The following is a 21001-nucleotide window of genomic DNA, read 5'->3' on the forward strand; positions in this document are numbered from 1 at the left end:
GTGACGCGCTCTGTGGCGCTGAGTTCGTGATAGGACATGGGGCAACACCTTACCGAAATGGTCGGGTGTTGCACTCAGTTTTTGCGGCCGCCAAGCTATTATCGGATTGTCAAATGATTTTGCTTTTTCCTGTATCTTCTCAATAACGTGTTCCGGCTTCTTGTTGTTTACAGTTCTTGCTGTCTTTATTAATTTTGATTGTTGTGGAGCAGAGTGGATAATGAACCAAGGATCGACTGCTATACAGTGACCTCCCACTCCTGGGCCTGGCTGAAGAACGTTGACGCGAGGGTGCCGATTGGCTAGTTTGATCAGCTCCCAAACATTTATATCCAGCTTGTCACAGATCATCGAAAGTTCATTGGCGAAGGCAATGTTCACATCTCGGAAGCTGTTTTCCGTCAGCTTGCACATTTCTGCAGTGCGAGCATCGGTAATGATGCAGTCACCCTCGACGAAGATCTTATAAAGTGCTACTGCTGCATCTGAGCATTTGGAGGTCATGCCACCAATGACACGGTCATTTTCCACCAACTCTCGCAGAACATGGCCTGGAAGAACGCGCTCGGGGCAGTGAGCTACACGAATGTCCGAGGCCTCGCCATGAGTTTGGGGGAATGATAGGTCCGGCCGCGCCTCTGCAAGCCAGGCGGCCATCTGCTCAGTAGCGCCTACTGGCGAGGTGGATTCGAGGACTATCAAGTCCCCTTTTTTCAATACTGGCGCAATGGATTTGCACGCCGATTCGATGTAACTCAAGTCGGGTTCGTGATCTCCTTTGAATGGAGTCGGTACAGCAACCAGAAAGGCATCCGCTGGCTCTGCGATAAGGGTTGCACGTAGGTAACCATTAGCAACAGCGGCCTGCACCACTTTATCTAGATCGGGTTCGACAATATGAATTTCCCCACGATTGATGGTCTGGATTGCTAGTGGATTCACATCGACGCCGATAACCATCTTATTTCGAGAGGCGAATACGGCAGCTGTCGGCAAACCGATGTAGCCCAGACCTACTACCGAGATTGTCTGGTAATGCATATTTGCGTCCTTATATAGGCTGAAGCAGAGAGTTGAAAATTGCTACTGCGAACTGTGCGAGGCCATCTGCTGCTTATTGGCGGGCGGATAATGCATCGAGAATGCGGCTGCAGGCTTTACCATCCCCGTACGGGTTGTGGGCAAAGCTCATGGCGCGATAGGCGTTCGGATCAGTCAGAAGTGTGTTAAGTGCTCGGACAATATTCGCACTTACAGTGCCAACCAGCTTGACCGTACCGGCTGCGATCGCCTCAGGCCGCTCTGTTGTATCCCGCATAACCAAGACGGGTTTTCCCAGCGAGGGAGCTTCCTCCTGGATACCGCCGGAGTCGGTAAGGATTATGTGCGCTCGGCTCATCAGGTGGACAAATGGCAAGTAGTCCAGAGGTGCGATCAAGTAGATGTTGGGTATGCCGGCCAGTAGGCGGTTGACGGGCTCATGGACGTTGGGGTTGAGGTGAACTGGGTAGATGATGTCGACCTCGGGGTGCTGCTGTGCCACTTCCATGAGGGCTTGGCATATGCGCTCGAAACCACCGCCGAAACTTTCGCGGCGGTGGCCCGTCACAAGTATGAACTTGCGACTCAAGTTGAGGTGTCCGAGGGGTATTTCTGCTTGGGTCCGAAGTGTTGTGTCGTTGTCGAGTCTGGAAGCTACATCCAGAAGGGCGTCGATTACGGTGTTACCGGTGACAATGACAGATTCTGGATCGATCCCTTCTTGCACGAGATTGTTTCTAGAGGTATTGGTTGGTGCGAAGTGTAGGTTGGCCAGAGCCCCGGTCAGCTTCCGGTTGGCCTCTTCTGGCCAGGGAGAGTAGAGGTCTCCCGTACGCAATCCGGCTTCAACATGCGCTACCGGAATCTGCTGGTAGTAGCTGGCCAGACTGGCAGCGAAAGTAGTCGCGGTGTCACCATGTACAAGTACTATATCTGGCTTATATGAGCTGAAAATGTGTTTCAGCCCCTGCAGGATAGCGGTCGTTACATCGGTCAGATCCTGTCCGGGCTTCATGATATTTAGGTCGAAGTCCGGACTTATATTGAAAAGCTGCAGAACTTGGTCGAGCATTTCTCGATGCTGCCCGGTTACACACACTTTAGATTCGAAGTTTTTATCACTTGCCAGAGCCAAGGCCAAAGGTGCCATTTTGATGGCCTCCGGGCGTGTGCCGAAAATGCAAAGGGTCCTGATTGTCACAAGTAAATCCTAATTGGTTTTCCAGTGCGGATAAGCTGATTAATTATTCATTTAATCGTGGTTTAAACGGTGTTTTTTTGCTTGATGGCGGCCGGCCAAGAAGTTTTTGCTGTTTAGAGTATTCCAGCAGGCAAGAGTAGATGGATCAGGGGTTACGGGGGTTACTGATATTAATGCACGCTACCGCCCCAGGATTATTCGTTAGCCCCTGAGACGTAGCTGTACAAGTCGACTTATGTATGTCTGATTTTCTAGGTGATGCTGGGGCTGAGTATTCAGACTACTCTTGAAATTCCGTGAAGTGATACGGTGACTTTCACTTCACGTTGGAGAATATTCATTAATAATATAACCCTTTCCGTACCATCCTTAGTCAGAAAAACAGCCTCGAGCCCTTGGCTTCCAGCCTGGTCTATTATCACTCTGTCTCCAGGTTGAAGTTCATGCTCTATAAGTTCTGATCTATCGCGTAGCCTGGTGATGATACTGATGGGGACCGGTAGCGGATTAGCCCCAAATCGGACGATCTGGTTCACTCCACGTGTAGAGCGAATGGGCATCCAATTGTCCTGGAAAGTGTCCAGTTCAATGAAGATATAACCCGGAAATAGTGGCTCTTGTTGGTGAGTCCATCGACCCTTACGTAGTCGTTCAATCTGGTGTATTGGTAGCAGACACTCGTACCCCTGGTGTTGCAGATGCTCGAGTGCACGAAAGTCCTGTTTTGGTTTGCACTGCACCAGGTACCAGCGTTTTTCATTTGTAGCTTGCATATCTCACTCCCCTGGTCAGGGATATCGCTCTCGGGAAAGTGTCAAGACTTATCCGAGAGGTACTCATACTGATAATTGCTGTAGGCGCCATTGCCGTAGTAATCCGCGGCACGCCGCTCGACTCCATTGAGAATGGCGCCCTTCAATTGAATGCCGTTCTGTGCAAAGCGGCGGATGGTCAGTTCGATCTCCCGCGGAGCATTGCGGCCGAAGCGGGTGACGATCAGGCTGGTACCTGCTTGGTGGCCGACGATGGCGGCGTCGGTGACGGCCAGGAGAGGAGGGGTGTCGAGGATGACGAGGTCGAACTCGCTGCTGGCTGCCTCCAGCAAGCTGGTAAAGTTCGGGTGCATCAGCAATTCGGAAGGGTTCGGTGGAATCTCCCCGCGGGAGATGAAGTGAAGGTTTTCCACTTTGGTTAGCTGCACCGCCTGTTGGAAGCTGCAGCGCTGGATCAGCAGGTCCGACAGACCGAACTTGTCGTTTGCGCCGAGTGTCTTGTGCAGGTAACCCTTGCGCATATCCACGTCTATCAGAAGGACGCGTTGGCCGGTCTGGGCGATTACGGCAGCAAGGTTCGAACTAACGAAGGATTTGCCGACATCCGGGCTTGGGCCGGAGATCATCAGCCGGTTGTCCCCCGATTCCAGCATGGCGAAGTGGAGGCTGGTGCGCAGGCTGCGCAGCGACTCGATGGCGAGGTCGGTAGGATGACTCGTCGCTAGCAGGGGAGCGACCGCACGGCTGTCTTTCTTGCCTGCCCCCAGTTGGTCTTCATCGGCTTTGTGCAGGGCACTGAAGGGAACGGAGGCGTAGACCGGAAGACCCAGTTGCTCGATGGCGTCCGCGGTTTCGATGCCTCGATTCAACGCTTTGCGCAGGAGCACCAGAGCAATGGCAATGAACAGACCCAGCAGGGTTGCGATCACAACGATCAGCGGCTTCTTGGGTTTCACGGGTTTGGTGACGTCGACGTCGGCGGTGTCGATGACACGCACATTGCCGACGGAGCCCGCACGTACAACATCCAGCTCCTGGCTCTTGTTCAGCAACTGCGTATAGATGGTAGTGCTGACTTCTACGTCCCGGGTCAGGCGCAACAGGTCCTGCTGTGTTTCCGGTAGGCCCTCGACGCGCTTGGCAAGGCCGTTCTGCTTGGCCGTAAGCTCACCGATCTGCCTGGCCAGCGCCTGGTAGGCGGGATGCTGGCGGGTGAACTTGCGGTCCATCTCGGCCTGCTGCAGCTTCAGCTCGGAAATGCTGGTATCCAGGGCGACGCTCTGGTCGAGCAGCGCCTTGGTTTCAAGGCTGATGTCGGCCGACTTGGCCCTGGTCTGGTAGCTGCTCAATGCGTTCTCGGCAGTTTCCAGATCGCGGCGAACATCGGGCAACTGGCCGCGCAGGAATTCGAGACTGGAAGCCGCCTCGGCGGAAGCGCGCTGCACGTTCTGGCGCACATACTGCTGGCTGATCTCGTTCAGTACGGCGAGTGCCCTGGCCGCATCATCGTCGTCCAGCGTCAGGTCGATGATGCCGGAGTCCTTGCCGGTCTCGGCTACCTTGAGTGCGTCCTGGTAGTCGAGGATGGTGCTGAGCCGACGTTGCTTGGTGAGAAGGAACCGAGTCCCGGCGTTGGCGTGCAGGGTCTTGACCTGCAGCTTGATACCTCGCTCGTCATAGGCCTGACCGACGGAGCCCTCGACCAGCAACTCATCGTTGTCATCGAGCAGCCGGAAACCTCCGGCTTCTTCGGCGACCAGCGTCAGGTTCTTTTCGAGAAGGCTATCGGGGACTTCCAGCTGGAAGATTTCCAGCGACTCGCCGCCCCACGCAAAGCGGCTCAAGCCTAACGGCGCTGGGGCAATGTCGCCGGGGTTGTCTGGCTGATAGCGTCGCTGGAGAAAGCTGCCGATTAGCGGGAACAACGACGGCTGGGTATCGATATCCAGGTGCAGATTGTCCACGGCCTTGCCGATCACGTTGCGCGAGGTCAGTAACTGAATCTCGGTCACGGCCTGGGATTGCGAGCCGCCGAGGATGTCGCTCATCTCGGTCAGCCCGGGAATTCCGGGTGCTTTCTGCTCCACCTGAATGGTCGCCGAAGCGCGGTAGATGGGGGTGGCGAGTACGGCATAGGCGATCCCTGCGAGCAGGAATCCGGCGGTGATGCCTGTGATCATCCACTTGTGATCGATCAGGACGCCGAACAGCCGGAGCAGGTCGATTTCGTCATCATCGACGGACGCTTGCGGTGCGAGGGATTGCGCATGTTGCATGAGGGGTACTTCGCGGTGAACGCTTATCGAGTGGTGCGGAGATATCGGGACCATGTGGCGACTGCCTCATCGATCAAGGCATAGGCATGCTCGAAGGCCGCCTCACCTTGCCGGTACGGATCTGGAATTTCACGATCGTGCTGCCATTTGCCGAGCAGGAAGGTCTTGCCTCGGGACTGCGGGGATTGTTGGTTGATGTCGCGCAGGTGATTGCGCTCCATGACCAGCACCAGATCGGCGTCCTGGAGAATCTTCGGCGTCAGCTGACGGGCACGATGCGATGCGGGTTGTTGGCCGTGCTGCGAGAGTGTCGCGAGGGCGTGCTGCTCGATCGGCTGGTCGACCAGTGCAGCCAAACCGGCGGAACCGACCACGATGTTGCAGTCCTGAACAGCCTGTCGCAGCAGGTGCTCTGCAGTGGGGCTGCGGCAAATATTGCCGACGCAAACGATGAGCACCTGATTGAACACGCTGAATCTCGCCATGGTGGTGGAGACCGGAGGCTGGCGAAATTAAGCCGCGCGGGAGGGTGATTCAATGCGCTTTCCCGCCGATTGGCGGCTTTAGGAATATTCCGGCATTGGCGGAGACAAGTGCTGGGTGGTTCGCGCGATGAATTCCCACAAGCCGGGAATGTGGCGCAATGGAACTATCGGGGGCGGGTGAGAGTGTGAAGAAGGTCTCCGCTGGCGATTCGCAAACGGAGTCGGGAGGGGCGATTATCTATCGGTTCGCCCGGGCAAAAGACTGTCCTCTCGCAGGGCATTTTCTCGGCAATGCTTCAGCCGATCGCCAGGTGATCGGCGGCGGGTCGCTGAGTGAAGCGGGAGTAGAGGTCCTCCAGGGACGACTGCAGTTGTTCACCGGAATGCAGACTCCGAATGCTGCTGCAGTTGAGTCGGAGGTCGGCCAGCGTGGAAGACTCGCCCTTGGCGAAGGCAATTACCGTCTTCCGGGCATCGTCCGCATCCTTTGCCGTGACCAGTCCTTCGGCGACAAAGGGGCCGATGCGCCGCAGTGCGATGGGCAGGTCGAGTTTCGCTGCTTCCAGCACTGAAATCGGAAATCCGTCCCACGCGGCAGTGTGGAAGTAGAGGTCCAGCCCCTGCATGTGTGCGATGACTTCAGCGCGTGGGCGCCATCCCGTCACTTCGATACCGGCGTGCTCCAGTTCCGCCATGGCGCGAGCATCGCCTCCGCCAATCCATTTGAAGTGGGCGATTTCCCGGCAGCTTTCGGCCATGGCGCGGAAGTATTCATGGCCCTTCTGCCGGTTGATACGCCCGACCATGCCGACCACAGGCTTGCTGGTGAGGCTGCGAACTGTCGGCACCTCCGGCAGTTCGTCGCAAACATTGACCAGCCCCAGGGTATGCCCCGGTTCGATCAGTTCCCCGGCAATGCGTTGTTCATCCATGCCGCAGCCGGCGATCACTGCGGTGCGCCGTGCCAGCAGCGACTCGATGGCGCGGTAGGCCTTCAGCATCAAGGGATGATCGCCACGCAGGAAGGCGAAACCGTGCGGGGTGTAGACGATCTTCTGCGCCGGGATGAACGGCAAGGCGCGGATCAGCGCGCCGGCGTAGGTGCTGTGCAGGTGGATGACGTCCGGCTGTATGCGATCGATGTAGGGCCTCACCCGCGCCAGGCTGGAAAGCCGGCGCGGCACCAGTTCCATGTGCTTGAACAGGCCCTGACTTTCCTCACCGGTGGTATCGCCCTTGCGCACCGAGGCCAGCAGGTAGTGCTCATGCTGCTGGGAGTTGAGGATGTAGGAGTTGATGGCCGAGGTGACGCCGCCGCCGAAGGACTCGGTGATGTGCAGGATCTTCATAAAGCGATGTAGGCCCCTGGAAAATTACTTGTCGTAACTGGGAGACCAAACAGCTGGATATGGTCTTGCTGGGCTAGAGCGTAGCCTTTTTCAACAGTGCAATGTAAGGATTTCTGACGCTTTTGTCGGATGGCGAATTAATTGCCAAATTACCGGCGAACTTGTACGCGACCGATCCACGGGGCGACCGCCGATTCGATCAGCGAGTACGCGCGTTCGAAGGCTTCCGGGCCTTTGCGGTAAGGGTCCGGAATCTCCTGATCGGTCTGCCATTTGCCCAGCAGGAAGGTCTTGCCGCGGGCCTCAGGCGCCAGGCGAATCACGCTGTCGATCTGCGATTGCTCCATGACCAGGATGAGATTGGCCTCATGGATCATCTCGGCGTTGAGCTGGCGGGCTCGGTGAGGTTGGGGGTGGTGACCGTGGCGGCGGAGGATGGCGAGGGCGGTGTTGTCGATGGGGTGGCCGACCAGCGCGCTGAGCCCGGCGGAGGCCACGGCGATATCGGTGCCCTGCAGGGATTCGCGCAGCAGGTGTTCGGCGATTGGGCTTCGGCAGATATTGCCGACGCAGACGATCAGAATCCTGTTGAACACGTTGAGCGTCCCTGACCGCGACCGATAATCGTCAGAAATCTATCGGTCGTGGTGCAGGGGCGTCAAGCCGCCGTCAGAGGGCAGCAGGGCTCAGCTCTAGCTGGCGGGCGGCTGCTCGGCGGGAGCGGTTTCTTCCTGGGGCGGGCGCTCCAGAGCGACCTGGCGGATGGATAGGCGAATTTCCGCTGGCAGCACGCGCTTGGCGGCTCCCTCGGCCAGTTCGCCGAGCAGTTCGTGGTAGCTCAGCTTGCCGTTCTCGTCCCTGCGCAGCACGCCTTCGTCCAGCAGGGTCTGGATGAAGTGACGGAACAGGCTCTTGTCGAAGAACTCCGGGGCATTGAGGCCATGGAGGACCGACAGGCGCTGGGCCATCACGGTGCAGAGGTTTTCCAGTTCCTCGGCGGTGAGCTGCTTCTGTCCGGCGTTGAGCACCAGCGATATGGACATGTAGAAGCGCTGCAGGGTCTGGGTGATGGCGCGGGCCAGCAGGGTCAGCAGCACATACTGGCGTGAGCTGGGGGCTGGGCGGATGAAGGTGTCGTTCTCCTGTTTGAGCAGTTCGCTGGCGACCATGGCCTGCAGCCACTGGTCGACCACCGCGTCCAGCTCGTCCAGGCTCCAGCGGATGAACAGCTCGGCCTGCAGGTACGGGTACAGCGCGCGGGTGTAGCGCAGGAGCTGTTCCCGACTGATTCGGCCGCTGTTCTGGAAGAAGCTGGCGATCAGCGCCGGCAGGGCAAAGATGTGCAGGACGTTGTTGCGGTAGTAGGTCATCAGTACCGCGTTTTGTTCATCGAGGTAGCAGATGCGGCCGAGGGCGTCCTTCTGCTCGCTGAGCAGGTTCATGCTCTTCACGTACTCGATCAACTGCTGCCCGTCGCCCTCGGGCAGTGTGGCGCTGGGCGAGTAGGGCACCTTGTGCAGCAGGTCGAGGTAGAGGTCGATCACCCGCGCCAGGGCGGTTTCGTCCAGTGCCAGCCGGGTAGTGGATAGCAGTGCCAGTGCCACCAGGTTTACCGGGTTGATCGCGGCAGCATCGTTGAGATGGCGGGCGACGTCGCGGGCCAGGTGGTTGGTGGTCTCCGACAGCCAGGCTGGGCGGTATTCCGGCCCCAGCTCCTGTTGGCGCCAATCCGGTTGTTGCTGATCGAGGAAGCGGTCGAGGTGAATCGGCTCGCCGAAGTTCACCCAGACTTGACCGAAGCGCTGCTTGAGTGCGCCGATGACCTTGAAGATATCGAATATCGACTCCTTCTTCTTCGCCGCTCCTCGCAGTTCACCCAGGTAGGTGCGGCCTTCGAGCACGCGCTCGTAGCCGATGTACACGGGGACGAAGACGATGGGACGGCGCGAGTCGCGGAGGAAGCTGCGCAGGGTGATCGCCAGCATGCCGGTGCGTGGATGCAGCATGCGCCCGGTGCGGGAGCGGCCGCCTTCGACGAAGTACTCGGTGGAGAACCCACGGCTGAACAGAGTGTGCAGGTATTCGTTGAACACCGCGGTGTACAGCTGGTTGCCCTTGAAGCTGCGGCGCATGAAGAAGGCCCCGCCGCGACGCAGGATAGAGCCCACCACCGGCATGTTCAGGTTGATGCCGGCGGCGATGTGCGGCGGGGTCAGGCCGTTGCGGAACAGCAGGTAGGACAGCAGCAGGTAGTCGATGTGGCTGCGATGGCAGGGCACGTAGACGATCTCGTGACCTTGGGCGACTTCCTGGACGCGCTCGATGTGGTTGACCTTCACGCCCTCGTAGAGCTTGTTCCAGAACCAGGTCAGGGTCACTTCGAGGAAGCGGATCACCGGGTAGGAGACATCGGCGGCGATCTCGTTGGCATAACGCAGGGCGGCGGCTTCAGCCTTTTCCTGGGAAATCTTCTGGGTTTCGCATTCTTCCTGGATCGCCTGGCGCACCAGCGGCGCACGCAACAGGCCCTTGACCAGGTTTCGGCGGTGGGAGAGGTCAGGGCCGATCACTGCGGTCTTCTGGTTGCGGAAGTGCACGCGCAGGATGCGCTGGACCATGCGCAGGGTGCGTTCGTGGCCCTTGTTCTGCTCCACCAGTTCGCGCAGATGGATGGGGGCGGAGAACTGCACGCGGGTCTTGCGGCCGAGGATGAGGATGCGCGCCAGCTTGCGCAGTCGGCCAGTGACGGCCCAGTTGTCGGCGAACAGCAGCTTCCAGGCGCTCTTTTCGCTGTCCGGCGATTGGCCCCAGAACACGCTGACCGGGACGATCTGCGCATCGTCGATGCCGTTCTGGCCGATGGCGCCGAGCATGCGCACCAATGCTGGCGGGGCGCCGCGTTTGTCCTGGCGACCCAGCCAGTCGGGCTCGGGGGTCAGGTAGAAGAAGGCGGCGGGTTCGATGGATTCACCCACTGCCACCGGCATGACCGGGCGCGGCAGGCCGGCCTTGCGGCATTCGGTATCCACCACGGCGAGGTCGCTCACCGAGGGCTGCTGCAGGACGTACAGGACCGGTTTGCTGCGGTCGATCTTCAGGCTGAAGGACGACTGGTTGATGGTTTCCGAGCGCACCCAGAGATAAAGCAGGCGGCGCAGGGCACCGAAACCGAAGCGGCGGAACGGGTAACGAGGCATACAGGCCCTATGGCTGGCAGAGATAAAACGAGCGATTGCTCAGACCGGCTAGTTTGCCGGATTAGGCCCCCGCCAGCAAAGCCGCGAGCGCTTGGTCGGAGTTGCGCGGATGCCCCGTGGGTAGCGGCTATCCTGCCCTTTGAGGGATGAACTTCTAGGGAGGTTCCGCGATGCGTGCGCTTACCTTGGGATGCCTGCTGGCGTTTTGCGCCGCGCTGCCTGCCCAGGCCCAGACAGTGGTTCCGCTCAAAGGGCAGAGCAGCCAGCAGATGCAGCTGGATATGGCCGATTGCAACGCGGCGGCGGCCAGCACTTCCAGTTCCGATCCGCATGTCGGCGGGCGGGTTCGCGGCGCGGCGAAGGGCGCGGCAGCCGGAGCCGTCGGCGCAGAAGTGCGCGGGCAGCAGCATGATGAACTCTACGACCGCGCCAGCGACGATGCCAAACAGCAGTACCGGCAGAACCGTGCCGGCGAAGTGGCGGCTGCCGGTGCGGCGGTCGGTGGCATGCGGCAGCGCCAGGAGCGTCGGCAGGATCGGCGCACCCAGAGTTCGGCTAGTGCCAGCGCCTATGGCGGTTGTATGCAGGGCCGGGGTTATCAGGTCAGTCCCTGAACTGCGGCAGTGGGTTGCCGAGACAAAAGAACCGCGATGGTGCACAGCCTGTCTGCAGTTTGCTGAGTGGAAGCGGAATTATCCGGGATATCTCCATTGACTTGGATGAAGAACGGAATGCCTATTCAGCAGCGGAATAGTCGGGCATATCGTCGCAGAGGCAACTGGAGCGCCGGCTGATCCGTTGTCTGAAAGATTTTTCGGAAGCTCGCTCAAGCGGACGAGCGGGAACGAAACTACCCGCCGCAAATGCGTGAAAGTGCGAAAAGGTCCACGTTCGAAACACTTTCGTTACGCGTGGTAACGAGCACCAAAATGGCTCTGCAGGCCCCGAAAAATGGCACTTTGTCCTCTTTGGTCATAGGGGCGCGGAGGGGATGAAAAAGTGCTTTTCAGCTGTAACTTTTGATTTATATACTCGGGAGCGCTGTCGCCCGTCGGCGTTATTCGAATTACCTTCCTACGTGCCATTCGGTGCGGGTTGGATGATAAGGAAAGCGTTCAGCCGGCGACTGCCGAAGTCCTCATTCCCGGGGGCCATCCAAAAATAATAGGCAAGTTGGAGAGTGTGGTAATGGCTGATCGTGAGGTCGGAACCGTCAAGTGGTTCAATGACGCCAAAGGTTATGGATTCATTCAACGCGATAGCGGTCCGGACGTTTTCGTTCACTACCGTGCCATTCGTGGCGATGGTCACCGCTCCCTGGTCGAAGGCCAGAAAGTGGAGTTCTCGGTGATCCAGGGTCAGAAAGGCCTCCAGGCGGAAGACGTCGCCAAGGTCTGAGCCCCCGAAAAAACAAAGGCCCGTCCATTGGACGGGCCTTTGTTTTTACAGCCTTGCGCAAGCCAGCGTTCAGCCCGTGCGCCAGGTGATTTCCTCGACGCCCGCGGCGGTCACTTTCAGCCAGCGGTCCGCGTCTTCCTCGCCCTGATCCTCGCTCCAACTGCCTGGTGCACAGCGCACTTCCACGTCCAGCGCGGCGCAGGCATCGCGGGCGCAGGCGGCGTCGTCGTCCCATGGCGTACGGTCACTTTCGAGGAACAGGCTGTTCCACTTGCCCACGGCTTTCGGCAGCCAGGTCGCAGGGATGCCACCGGCGGTGCACTTGAGGGTTTCGCCCTGTTTGCGCCATTCGCTGCAAGGGCCAAGTGCCTTTTCCAGCCAGGCGCTGACGGCGGCCTGGTCGGCATCCTTGATGTAGATCTCGATATCCGGTTGGCGCATGGCGTCCTCGTCAGGGTTCTTGGCGTTGCAGCCAATCGTAGCGTACCGCGACCGTCACCTCGAAGGGCTCGGCGAGGATGCGTTCGCGTCGCTCGGCATTGACCCGCCAGCCGTGGGGCGTCATCGCCAGCAGGTGCTCGCGGGCTTCGCGGGTTTCCAGCGGCAGCTTGAAGCTCAGTTGTTCGGTGTGCGCCAGCTTCAGTTCTTCAGGCAGATCGACGAGGTGCTTGTCTTCGACGTATTCGCGCACTTCATCGTACAGGCGTTCGCGCAGTTCCAGCAGATGGTCGCGTGCCGGGCCCAGGCGCAGCACGCCGCCTCCGGGAGTCAGCAGGCGTGTGGCTTCCCTCCAGTCGATCGGGCTGAACACGCTGGCCAGCAACTGGCAGGAAGCATCGGCCAGCGGCACGCGGGCCATGCTGGCGACCATCCAGGTCAGTTGCGGGGCGCGCTTGCAGGCGCGTTTGACGGCCTCGCGGGAGATATCCAGCGCATAGCCGTCGGCCTGCGGCAGGGCTTCGCCCAGCTGTGCGGTGTAGTAACCCTCGCCGCAACCGATATCCAGCCAGCGCCCTGGAGCACGCTCGGCAGCCAGTTCGGCCAGGCGCCCGGCCAGCGGGGCGTAGTGGCCGGCGCCGAGGAAGTAGCGGCGCGCCTCCACCATGGCGGCGTTATCGCCTGGATCGAGACTCTTCTTGTGCTGCACCGGCAGCAGGTTCAGGTAGCCCTGGCGTGCGCGGTCGAAGCGGTGCCCGGCGGGGCAGGCCACGCCGTTGTCGGCTTCGGTGAGTGCCTCGCGGCACAGTGGACAGATCAGCATCACTTCTTCCCCGGTCCCAGCGGCTGCGGCAGGTCGTTGCGCAGCACGGTGGGCAGCGAGCGGCGGCGCTGGGCAATCTGGTACACGCGCAAGGAATAGCGGCGCTCGGCGGCTGGCGCGGGCGGCGGGGTGTCGGGCTGGATGGCGCCCAGGCAGAAGCCTTTGTTCGGTCCAGTCATGCCAGCAGCCGCACCAGGGTCTGGTAATAGATTTCGGTCAGCACATCGAGGTCGCTGGCCAGTACACGTTCGTCCACCTGGTGAATGGTGGCGTTCACAGGACCGAGTTCGACCACCTGGGTGCCCATGGTGGCGATGAAGCGGCCATCGGAGGTGCCGCCGGAGGTCGACGGCGTGGTCTCGCGGCCGGTGACTGCGCGGATCGCCGCCGCCACGCCATCGAGCAGCTCGCCGGGCTGGGTGAGGAAGGGCAGGCCGGACAGCGCCCAGTCGATGTGCCACTCCAGGCCGTGCTTGTCGAGGATCGCCGCGACGCGTTGCTGCAGGCCCTCCACGGTGGATTCGGTGGAGAAGCGGAAGTTGAAGATCACCTTCAGGTCGCCCGGAATCACGTTGGTCGCGCCGGTGCCGCCGTTGATGTTGGAGATCTGGAAGCTGGTCGGCGGGAAGTAGTCGTTGCCGTTGTCCCAGTGTTCGGCGGCGAGTTCGGCCAGGGCCGGGGCGGCGAGGTGGATCGGGTTCTTCGCCAGGTGCGGATAGGCCACGTGGCCCTGCTTGCCGCGCACGGTCAGGGTGGCGCCGAGGGAGCCGCGGCGACCGTTCTTGACGATGTCGCCCACGAGGGTGGTGCTCGACGGCTCGCCGACGATGCACCAGTCCAGGCGCTCATTGCGGGCCTTCAGGCGCTCGACTACGGCCTTGGTACCGTGATGGGCGGGGCCTTCCTCGTCGCTGGTGATCAGGTAGGCGATGCTGCCGCGGTGGTCGGGGTGGTCGGCGACGAAGCGCTCGGTGGCGATGATCATCGACGCCAGGCTGCCTTTCATGTCCGCCGCGCCACGGCCGCAGAGCATGCCGTCGGCATCGATCAGGGCGTCGAACGGCTGGTGCTGCCAGGCCTGCTCTGGGCCGGTGGGGACGACGTCGGTGTGGCCGGCGAAGCACAGCACCGGGCCATTGGCGCCGTCGCGGCCCTGGCGCAGGGCCCAGAAGTTATCCACATCCTCGATGCGCATGGGCTCCAGGGCGAAGCCGCAGGCGTCCAGGCGCTGCATCATCAACTGCTGGCAGTCGGCATCGACCGGTGTGACGGAGGGACGGCGAATCAGCTCGCAGGCGAGGGCCAGGGTCGGCGAGAGGGACATTGAGGGCATCCTGGGGGTGGAACGGAAAAAGGCGCCCATCTTAAAGCAAAAACGCCGGCGTTTGGCCGGCGTTCTCGGGAGCGGATCAGCGGTACGGTTCACCCAGCGGGAGCGAGCTGGCTCGCTCCCGCAGGCTTTGCATCAGTTGGCCGGCGCGACATCCGCTGCCGGCGCCTCCTGAGCCTTGGGCGCGGCCGACAGCAGCGCCATCACCAGTGCGGCGAGGTAGGGCAGCGACTGCACCAGCAGCATGGCCACCCAGAACATCATGTCGCGGCTCGGTACGCCCTGCACCAGCACGATGCCCAGTGCGGCGCCCCACAGCAGCAGCATGATGAAGACCTCCTCGCGCGCCTCTGCCAGTGCCACCAGCAGGCCGTGGTTGGAGGCCATCTTCGGCGTGCGGAAGAACGGGATGGTCTTGGTGAACGCCCCGTAGAGCACCGCCTTGGCGATGGTGTGCGACAGCGCAAGGCCTGCCACCGCCGCCTGGAACGAACGCAGGAGGTTGACGCCCACGGCGCGGCGGTAGAGGAACATGATCTTGCCGAACTTGAAGAAGAACAGCGCCAGCGGCGGGATGGCGAAGATCAGCAGCGGCGGATCGACCCGCTTGGGCACGATGATCATCGCCGAGGACCAGAGCAGCGCGCCGACGGTGAAGAAGATGTTCATGCCGTCGGCGATCCACGGCAGCCAGCCGGCGATGAAGTGGTAGCGCTGGCCGAGGGTGAGCTTGCTGTCCTTGCCCTGGAACAGCGCGCGGGCGTGGCCCTTCATGATCTGGATGGCGCCATAGGCCCAGCGGAAGCGCTGCTTCTTGTAGTCGATGAAGGTGTCGGGCATCACGCCCTTGCCGAAGCTCTGGTGCGAGTAGGCAGCCGAATAGCCTTTCTCGAACACCCGCAGGCCCAGCTCGGCGTCCTCGCAGATAGTCCAGTCGGCCCACTTGAGTTCGTCCATCACGGTCCGGCGGATCATGGTCATGGTGCCGTGCTGGATGATCGCGTCGCGGTCGTTGCGGGTGACCATGCCAATGTGGAAGAAGCCCTTGTACTCGGCGTAGCAGAGCTTCTTGAAGACGTTTTCCTCGCCGTCGTGGTAGTCCTGTGGGGACTGCACCACGGCGATCTTCGGATCGCTGAAATGCGGCACCATCTGCTTGAGCCAGTTCGGCTCGACGCAGTAGTCGGCGTCGATCACCGCGACGACTTCGACGTCCGGCGCGGTGTGCGGCAGGATGTAGTTCAGCGCGCCGCCCTTGAAGCCGGCCAGGGGCGCGACGTGGAAGAAGCGGAAGCGCGGGCCGAGGACTTCGCAGTAGTCGCGCACCGGTTCCCAGACCGCCGGGTCCTTGGTGTTGTTGTCGATGATCAGGACTTCGAAATCCGGATAGTCGAGCCTGGACAGCGCATCCAGGGTCTTCTTCATCATCTCCGGCGGTTCGTTGTAGCAGGGCACGTGCACCGAGACCTTGGGCCGATAGCCGGTATCGGTCAGCACTGGGTCGAACGGCCGGCGGCGCTTGCGCACCCACACGGTCTCGGCCAGTTCATGGGCCTCGGTGAGCAAGACGATGAATACGCCCAGCGCGCCGATGCCCAGCAGGCCGCCGACGGTCAGGCTGAACCAGGTGCTGTATTGCTGGCTGTAGTCGTAGGCGATCCACACCAGCACCGAGCCGCCAGCAAAGGCGACCACGGTGAGGAAGGTCCGCCCGCGCTGGCGCAGGGCGCTGCCGTCGATCATCAGCAGGGTCAGGGCAAGCAGCGCCATCACCACCGAGGCGACCGCCAGGGCGCGCCATTGCGGGATGTTCACCACCGGCCCGGTGAAGTTGAACTTGGGTTGGCGCTGGGCGTTATACACGCCCCAGTAGGCACCCACCGAGCCTTCGTCGCCGACTTTCCAGGGTTGGTCGAAGGCCTCGACGACGAAGTAGTTGTAGCCCCGCTTGTTCAGCGCATTGGTCAGCGTGCGCAGGTAGATGGCCTGATCCGCCTGGGTGGCGTCGGCGCCGCCGCGCATGCGGCCGTTGCTCGGCCAGCCGACTTCGGCCAGCAGCAGCGGCTTGCGCGGGAACTTGGCGCGCAGCTCCTTGGCGCGCTCGAGGACGAACGGCACGGCGTTGTCCATCGGCGTGTATTCCCAGTACGGCAGCACGTGGGCGGCGATCAGGTCGACGTGCTTGGCCATCTCCGGGTATTTCTCGTAGATGTGCCATTGCTCGGCGGTCGTCACCGGTACCTTCACCGCCTTGCGCACGCGGTCCAGGTAGGCGGTGAGTTGCTCGACGGTGACCTCGCGGCGGAACAGCGCCTCGTTGCCGACGATGACCCGCACGACACTGCGCGAGTTGTTGGCGATCTCGATGCCGCGCTCGATTTCGGCCTCGTTCTCGGCCTCGTCCGGACCGATCCAGATGCCGAGGCTGACGCGCATGCCGAGCTCTTCCGCCAGGCGCGGGATGTCGGCCAGTGAGCCCTTCACCGAGTAGGTGCGGATGTTGTCGGTGTTCCTGGAGACCAGTTCCAGGTCCGAGCGGATCTCATCATCGCTGGGGAACTGGTCCTTCTGCGGATTCTGGTTCAGGCGGAAGGGCGAGAAGGAGAATCCGGAAATGCTTTCCGGCCAGTCGGGAACGCTGACCGGACGGTTGTAGAGAGCCCAGAAGCCGGTGAAGAGTGCCGCGAGGGCGACGAAAACCACCAGGTTGAGGCCGAACTTGCGTGAAGACATGGTGCGATCGGGTTCCAAAGGGTGGAACGGGGAGGGGCCGGGACAGTCTCCGCGGGAGACTCTTCGGTCGGGGCGCATCCTACCCCGCACTCCGGGGGCTGTACAGGTTGCCGGCACCTCCCGCCGAGACGGCGAGCGTGGGTATTTTCCGACAGTTTAGAATGTGTGGCAGGCGCGTGGCTGAGACTGCGGCAATCCGGCTTTGTTGCACGCTCGCCAAGGCTGGTCGTTATGGGCGACCGGTCGTTATAGAATGCCGGCCGTTTCGATGCGAGGTGTGGGCGATGCAACTGGATGAACAGCGTTTCGGCGGAATCGCGCGGCTCTACGGCCGTGAGGGCCTGGAGCGTCTGGCGGCCAGCCATGTGGCGGTGGTCGGGATCGGCGGCGTGGGCTCCTGGGCGGCCGAGGCCCTGGCGCGTAGCGGCGTGGGCGAGATTTCCCTGTTCGATCTCGATGACGTCTGTGTCACCAACACCAATCGCCAAGTGCATGCGCTGGCCGGCGCCGTGGGCAAGCCCAAGGTCGAGGTCATGGCCGAGCGCCTGAAGGCAATCAATCCCGGCATCGTCGTACACGCTGTAGCCGATTTCGTTACTCGTGAAACCATGGCGGACTACATCACCCCGGAGCTGGATTGCGTGATCGACTGCATCGACAGCGTCGCCGCCAAGGCTGCGCTGATCGCCTGGTGCAAGCGCCGCAAGCTGCAGATCATCACCACCGGTGGCGCGGGCGGGCAGGTCGATCCGACGCAGATCCAGGTCGCCGACCTGAACAAGACGTTCAACGACCCGCTGGCCGCCAAGGTCCGTTCCATGCTGCGCCGCGACTACAACTTCTCGCGCACGCCGGGCCGGCACTACAGCGTGCAGTGCGTGTTTTCCACCGAGCAACTGCGCTATCCCAAGCCGGACGGCACGGTGTGCCAGTCGAAGAGTTTCGTCGGCGAGGGCGTGAAGCTGGACTGCGCCGGCGGTTTCGGCGCGGTGATGATGGTCACGGCGACCTTCGGCATGGTCGCGGCGGCGCGGGCGGTGGACAAGATCGTCGCCGGGGCGCGGCGGCCTTCGGAGCGTTCCGCAGGCTAGGCGCCTTTGTAGGACTGAGGGGCGCCTAGCCCTTGCTCGCGAACGCTTCGGCTGGATGCCTTGGTGTCGGGCGGGTTCGCGAGCAAGCTCGCTCCTACGAAAAAGCAGGTGCTCAGTCGCTGACCAGTTCCTGCATGCGCTTCAGGACTGCATTCAGGCCGTTGCTGCGCGACGGCGAGAGTTGCCGGCCCAGGCCCAGCCGATTGAACCAGTCGGGCAGGTCGATGGCAGACAGCTCGTCCACCGGCAAGCCTTCCACCCGTACCAGCAGCAACGCCAGCAACCCGCGCAGCAGGCGCGCATCGCTGTAGGCGCGGAAATACCAGCGGCCATCCCGCGAGTCAGCCAGCAGCCAGACGTTGCTCTCGCAGCCCTGCACGCGGTGCCCGTCGCTGCGCTCGGTTTCGCTCAACGGCTCCAGGCGTTCGCCCCATTGCATCAGCAGGCGTGCCCGTTGCTCCCAGCCCTGCAAGGCAGTGAAGGCCTGCAGCGCCTCGGCGGCTGCGGCGGGCAGGCTCATCGCAGCAACTCCAGGGCGCTGTCCAGAGCGATGAAGAAACGTTCCAGGTCGGCACTGTCGTTGTAGAGGCCAAGGGAGACCCGCAGGGCACCGGCCACGTCGAGGGTCTTCATCAGCGGCATGGCGCAGTGGTGCCCGGCGCGCACGGCAATGCCCTGTTCGGTGAGCAGATGGCCGAGGTCGGCCACATGCACGCCCTCGACCACGAAACTGGCCAGCGCCACTTCCGGTTCGCCCAGCACGCGCACGCCATCACGGGCGCGCAGGCCGGCGAGCAGGCGGGCGTGGAGGAAATCCTCGTGGGCGCTGACTTCGGCCCTGTCCTGGGCGGCCAGCCACTGCAGCGTGGCGCCCAGGGCGATCACCGGGCCGATGGGCGGGGTGCCGGCCTCGAAGCCCATCGGGGCGCTGTGGAACTGTGCGTCGAAGTAGTCCGCAACGCGCACCATCTCGCCGCCGAATTGCCAGTGCGCCAGTCGCTCGAGCGACTCCGGGCGGCCCCAGAGCAGGCCGAGGCCTTCCGGGCCGTAAAGTTTGTGGCTGGAGCAGACATAGAAATCACAGCCGAGTGCCGACAGGTTGTGCCGGCCGTGGACAACGCCCTGGGCGCCATCCACCACGGTCAACGCGCCGTGCTGCCGAGCCATCTGCAACAGCTCCGGCAGCGGTTGCCAGGTGCCAAGCACGTTGGACAGCTGGCTGACGGCAAGCAGGCGCGTGCGCGGGCCGATCAGGCTGGCGGCGCGGTTCAGCTCGGTGCGGCCGTCACTGTCCAGCGGCAGGATCACCAGTTTCAAGCCGCGACGCTTGGCCAGTTGCTGCCAGGGCAGCAGGTTGGCGTGGTGCTCCAGGGCGCTGACGACGATCTCGTCACCGCTGTGGAAGTCCGCCTCCAGTCCGTAGGCCAGCAGGTTCAGGGCTTCGGTGGCGCCATGGGTGAAGATGATCTGCGCCGGGCTGCCGCCATTGAGCCAGCTGGCGGCCAGGCTGCGGGTCGCTTCGAAGGCGCGGGTGGCGCGCTCGCCGGGCAGGTGCTGGGCACGGTGTACGTTGGCGGCGCCACTGGCGTAGTAGCCGGCGAGGGCGTCGATCATGGCGCGCGGCTTCTGCGCGGTGGCGGCGCTGTCGAGGTAGGTCTGGCCTTCGGCCTCGAAGGCGGCGAGGGCCGGGAAGTCGGAGCGCCAGGGTGAGGGAATGGACATGGGCGTGCGGCCGGTTGCGGAAAAAGTAAAACGGGGGCCGCAGCCCCCGCTTCTCCAAGCTTAGTGCGTACCCCGCATCAGCGGGGCGCCCAGCTTAGTTGTGTGCGTGCAGCGCTTCATTCAGCTCGATCGCGGTCTTGTTGGTCTTGCACTCGACTGCGCCGGTCTGGGAGTTGCGGCGGAACAGCAGGTCGGCCTGGCCGGCCAGGTCGCGGCCCTTGACCACTTTCACCAGGTTGTTCTGGTCGTCCAGCACGGCGATCTTGGTGCCGGCGGTGACGTACAGGCCGGCTTCGACGATGTTGCGGTCGCCCAGCGGGATGCCGATGCCGGCGTTGGCGCCGATCAGGCAGCCTTCGCCGACGCTGATGACGATGTTGCCGCCGCCGGACAGGGTGCCCATGGTGGAGCAGCCGCCGCCCAGGTCCGAGCCCTTGCCGACGAACACGCCCGCGGAGACGCGGCCTTCGATCATGCCCGGGCCTTGGGTGCCGGCGTTGAAGTTGACGAAGCCTTCGTGCATCACGGTGGTGCCTTCACCGATGTAGGCGCCCAGGCGTACGCGGGCGGTGTCGGCGATGCGCACGCCGGTCGGGACCACGTAGTCGGTCATCTTCGGGAACTTGTCGACGGAGAAGACTTCCAGCAGCTTGCCCTTCAGGCGCGCTTCCAGTTGCAGCTCGGCCAGTTCGGCCAGGTCGACGGCGCCCTGGTTGGTCCAGGCCACGTTCGGCAGCAGCGGGAAGATGCCGGTCAGGTTCAGGCCGTGCGGCTTGACCAGGCGATGGGACAGCAGGTGCAGCTTGAGGTACGCCTCGGGAGTGGAGCTGGGGGCGGCGTCTTCGGCCAGCAGGGTGGCGACCAGCGGCTTCTGGCTTTCGGCCAGGCGGTTGAGCAGCGCGGCCTGGGCAGCGTCGACGCTCTCGACGGCGTCGGCCAGCTGGTAGGCCTGGTGGGCGGTGAAGGCAATCGCCTGGTTGCCGCCTTCATAATTCAGCAGCGGGCTGATGGCTGCGACCAGTTCGGCGCTGGGGTTGAGCAGCGGCTGCGCGTAGAAGACTTCCAGCCAGTTGCCCTGGCGGTTCTGGGTGCCGACACCGAAAGCGATGCTGAACAGGGATTTCGACATGAGGGGGATTCCTTG

Annotated in this window: 19 protein-coding genes; 3 read left to right on the forward strand and 16 right to left on the reverse strand. The window is 62.2% G+C overall.

The window, feature by feature from the left end:
* The 8 genes from wecC to plsB all read right to left on the reverse strand — a co-directional run.
* A partial coding sequence (gene wecC / locus A9513_RS34745) for a UDP-N-acetyl-D-mannosamine dehydrogenase (RefSeq protein ID WP_141678364.1) occupies positions 1-1041 on the reverse strand: 1041 nt, incomplete at its 3' end.
* A 73-nt stretch (positions 1042-1114) separates the two neighbouring features.
* Positions 1115-2242, reverse strand: a complete 1128-nt coding sequence (gene wecB / locus A9513_RS09285) for a non-hydrolyzing UDP-N-acetylglucosamine 2-epimerase (protein ID WP_218060699.1) — start codon at positions 2240-2242, stop codon at positions 1115-1117.
* Between the two features lie 275 nt (positions 2243-2517).
* The gene (rfaH, locus tag A9513_RS34750; protein WP_083196060.1) at positions 2518-3015 is read right to left on the reverse strand and encodes a transcription/translation regulatory transformer protein RfaH; all 498 of its coding nucleotides are present in this window, start codon (positions 3013-3015) and stop codon (positions 2518-2520) included.
* 41 nt (positions 3016-3056) lie between these two features.
* Entirely contained in the window at positions 3057-5291 is a 2235-nt protein-coding gene (locus A9513_RS09290) for a polysaccharide biosynthesis tyrosine autokinase (protein ID WP_065084539.1), read from the reverse strand.
* 23 nt (positions 5292-5314) lie between these two features.
* On the reverse strand, positions 5315-5761 hold the full coding sequence (locus A9513_RS09295; protein ID WP_065084540.1) for a low molecular weight protein-tyrosine-phosphatase: 447 nt from the start codon (positions 5759-5761) through the stop codon (positions 5315-5317).
* A 311-nt stretch (positions 5762-6072) separates the two neighbouring features.
* Complete coding sequence (locus tag A9513_RS09300; protein WP_065084541.1) at positions 6073-7125, reverse strand: glycosyltransferase family 4 protein; 1053 nt, start codon at positions 7123-7125, stop codon at positions 6073-6075.
* Positions 7126-7274: 149 nt separating this feature from the next.
* Positions 7275-7721 (reverse strand): low molecular weight protein-tyrosine-phosphatase, encoded by a 447-nt coding sequence (locus A9513_RS09305; RefSeq protein ID WP_065084542.1) that lies wholly within the window; start codon positions 7719-7721, stop codon positions 7275-7277.
* A 96-nt stretch (positions 7722-7817) separates the two neighbouring features.
* Positions 7818-10322, reverse strand: a complete 2505-nt coding sequence (gene plsB / locus A9513_RS09310; RefSeq protein WP_065084543.1) for a glycerol-3-phosphate 1-O-acyltransferase PlsB — start codon at positions 10320-10322, stop codon at positions 7818-7820.
* A 170-nt stretch (positions 10323-10492) separates the two neighbouring features.
* Between plsB and A9513_RS09315 the strand changes: the two genes are divergently transcribed.
* Together A9513_RS09315 and A9513_RS09320 are read left to right on the forward strand one after the other, a co-directional pair.
* A complete protein-coding gene (locus A9513_RS09315) occupies positions 10493-10936 on the forward strand; it encodes a YMGG-like glycine zipper-containing protein (protein WP_065084544.1) in 444 nt (147 codons plus the stop codon).
* 574 nt (positions 10937-11510) lie between these two features.
* Positions 11511-11720: a cold-shock protein gene (locus A9513_RS09320; RefSeq protein ID WP_015476243.1), complete on the forward strand. Its 210-nt coding sequence runs from the start codon at positions 11511-11513 to the stop codon at positions 11718-11720.
* Positions 11721-11789: 69 nt separating this feature from the next.
* Here the strand turns inward: A9513_RS09320 and A9513_RS09325 are convergent, their stop codons facing one another.
* From A9513_RS09325 to A9513_RS09345, 5 genes are all read right to left on the reverse strand, one after another.
* Positions 11790-12161 (reverse strand): hypothetical protein, encoded by a 372-nt coding sequence (locus tag A9513_RS09325; protein ID WP_024766716.1) that lies wholly within the window; start codon positions 12159-12161, stop codon positions 11790-11792.
* A 10-nt stretch (positions 12162-12171) separates the two neighbouring features.
* Complete coding sequence (locus A9513_RS09330) at positions 12172-12981, reverse strand: putative RNA methyltransferase (protein WP_065084545.1); 810 nt, start codon at positions 12979-12981, stop codon at positions 12172-12174.
* Positions 12981-13160: a hypothetical protein gene (locus A9513_RS09335; RefSeq protein ID WP_024766714.1), complete on the reverse strand. Its 180-nt coding sequence runs from the start codon at positions 13158-13160 to the stop codon at positions 12981-12983. The genes A9513_RS09330 and A9513_RS09335 overlap by 1 nt, the downstream gene beginning before the upstream one ends.
* The gene (dapE, locus tag A9513_RS09340) at positions 13157-14314 is read right to left on the reverse strand and encodes a succinyl-diaminopimelate desuccinylase (protein WP_169887319.1); all 1158 of its coding nucleotides are present in this window, start codon (positions 14312-14314) and stop codon (positions 13157-13159) included. Before dapE ends, A9513_RS09335 begins: the two co-directional genes overlap by 4 nt.
* A 132-nt stretch (positions 14315-14446) precedes the next feature.
* On the reverse strand, positions 14447-17044 hold the full coding sequence (locus tag A9513_RS09345) for a glycosyltransferase (RefSeq protein WP_024766712.1): 2598 nt from the start codon (positions 17042-17044) through the stop codon (positions 14447-14449).
* Positions 17045-17328: 284 nt separating this feature from the next.
* Here A9513_RS09345 and tcdA point away from each other — a divergent pair, with 284 nt between their 5' ends.
* The gene (gene tcdA, locus A9513_RS09350; protein WP_024766092.1) at positions 17329-18135 is read left to right on the forward strand and encodes a tRNA cyclic N6-threonylcarbamoyladenosine(37) synthase TcdA; all 807 of its coding nucleotides are present in this window, start codon (positions 17329-17331) and stop codon (positions 18133-18135) included.
* 112 nt (positions 18136-18247) lie between these two features.
* Here the strand turns inward: tcdA and A9513_RS09355 are convergent, their stop codons facing one another.
* From A9513_RS09355 to dapD, 3 genes are all read right to left on the reverse strand, one after another.
* A complete protein-coding gene (locus tag A9513_RS09355; RefSeq protein ID WP_024766091.1) occupies positions 18248-18655 on the reverse strand; it encodes a SufE family protein in 408 nt (135 codons plus the stop codon).
* Positions 18652-19857 carry an aminotransferase class V-fold PLP-dependent enzyme gene (locus A9513_RS09360; protein ID WP_065084547.1) on the reverse strand — a complete coding sequence of 402 codons (1206 nt, stop codon included), beginning with the start codon at positions 19855-19857 and terminating at the stop codon, positions 18652-18654. The genes A9513_RS09355 and A9513_RS09360 overlap by 4 nt, the downstream gene beginning before the upstream one ends.
* 94 nt (positions 19858-19951) lie before the next feature.
* Positions 19952-20986 carry a 2,3,4,5-tetrahydropyridine-2,6-dicarboxylate N-succinyltransferase gene (gene dapD / locus A9513_RS09365; RefSeq protein WP_065084548.1) on the reverse strand — a complete coding sequence of 345 codons (1035 nt, stop codon included), beginning with the start codon at positions 20984-20986 and terminating at the stop codon, positions 19952-19954.
* Between the last annotated feature and the right edge of the window lie 15 nt (positions 20987-21001).

The sequence above is a fragment of the Pseudomonas sp. AU12215 genome, from assembly GCF_001675465.2.
GTDB lineage: Bacteria > Pseudomonadota > Gammaproteobacteria > Pseudomonadales > Pseudomonadaceae > Pseudomonas > Pseudomonas nitroreducens.

What these genes read in the sequence shown, in the direction of transcription:
- rfaH (WP_083196060.1), bottom strand. Translation starts at nt 3,015, where the DNA reads ATGCAAGCTACAAATGAAAAACGCTGGTACCTGGTGCAGTGCAAACCA.
- A9513_RS09290 (WP_065084539.1), bottom strand. Translation starts at nt 5,291, where the DNA reads ATGCAACATGCGCAATCCCTCGCACCGCAAGCGTCCGTCGATGATGAC.
- A9513_RS09300 (WP_065084541.1), bottom strand. Translation starts at nt 7,125, where the DNA reads ATGAAGATCCTGCACATCACCGAGTCCTTCGGCGGCGGCGTCACCTCG.
- plsB (WP_065084543.1), bottom strand. Translation starts at nt 10,322, where the DNA reads ATGCCTCGTTACCCGTTCCGCCGCTTCGGTTTCGGTGCCCTGCGCCGC.
- A9513_RS09315 (WP_065084544.1), top strand. Translation starts at nt 10,493, where the DNA reads ATGCGTGCGCTTACCTTGGGATGCCTGCTGGCGTTTTGCGCCGCGCTG.
- A9513_RS09320 (WP_015476243.1), top strand. Translation starts at nt 11,511, where the DNA reads ATGGCTGATCGTGAGGTCGGAACCGTCAAGTGGTTCAATGACGCCAAA.
- A9513_RS09325 (WP_024766716.1), bottom strand. Translation starts at nt 12,161, where the DNA reads ATGCGCCAACCGGATATCGAGATCTACATCAAGGATGCCGACCAGGCC.
- A9513_RS09330 (WP_065084545.1), bottom strand. Translation starts at nt 12,981, where the DNA reads ATGCTGATCTGTCCACTGTGCCGCGAGGCACTCACCGAAGCCGACAAC.
- A9513_RS09335 (WP_024766714.1), bottom strand. Translation starts at nt 13,160, where the DNA reads ATGACTGGACCGAACAAAGGCTTCTGCCTGGGCGCCATCCAGCCCGAC.
- dapE (WP_169887319.1), bottom strand. Translation starts at nt 14,314, where the DNA reads ATGCCCTCAATGTCCCTCTCGCCGACCCTGGCCCTCGCCTGCGAGCTG.
- A9513_RS09345 (WP_024766712.1), bottom strand. Translation starts at nt 17,044, where the DNA reads ATGTCTTCACGCAAGTTCGGCCTCAACCTGGTGGTTTTCGTCGCCCTC.
- tcdA (WP_024766092.1), top strand. Translation starts at nt 17,329, where the DNA reads ATGCAACTGGATGAACAGCGTTTCGGCGGAATCGCGCGGCTCTACGGC.
- A9513_RS09355 (WP_024766091.1), bottom strand. Translation starts at nt 18,655, where the DNA reads ATGAGCCTGCCCGCCGCAGCCGCCGAGGCGCTGCAGGCCTTCACTGCC.
- A9513_RS09360 (WP_065084547.1), bottom strand. Translation starts at nt 19,857, where the DNA reads ATGTCCATTCCCTCACCCTGGCGCTCCGACTTCCCGGCCCTCGCCGCC.
- dapD (WP_065084548.1), bottom strand. Translation starts at nt 20,986, where the DNA reads ATGTCGAAATCCCTGTTCAGCATCGCTTTCGGTGTCGGCACCCAGAAC.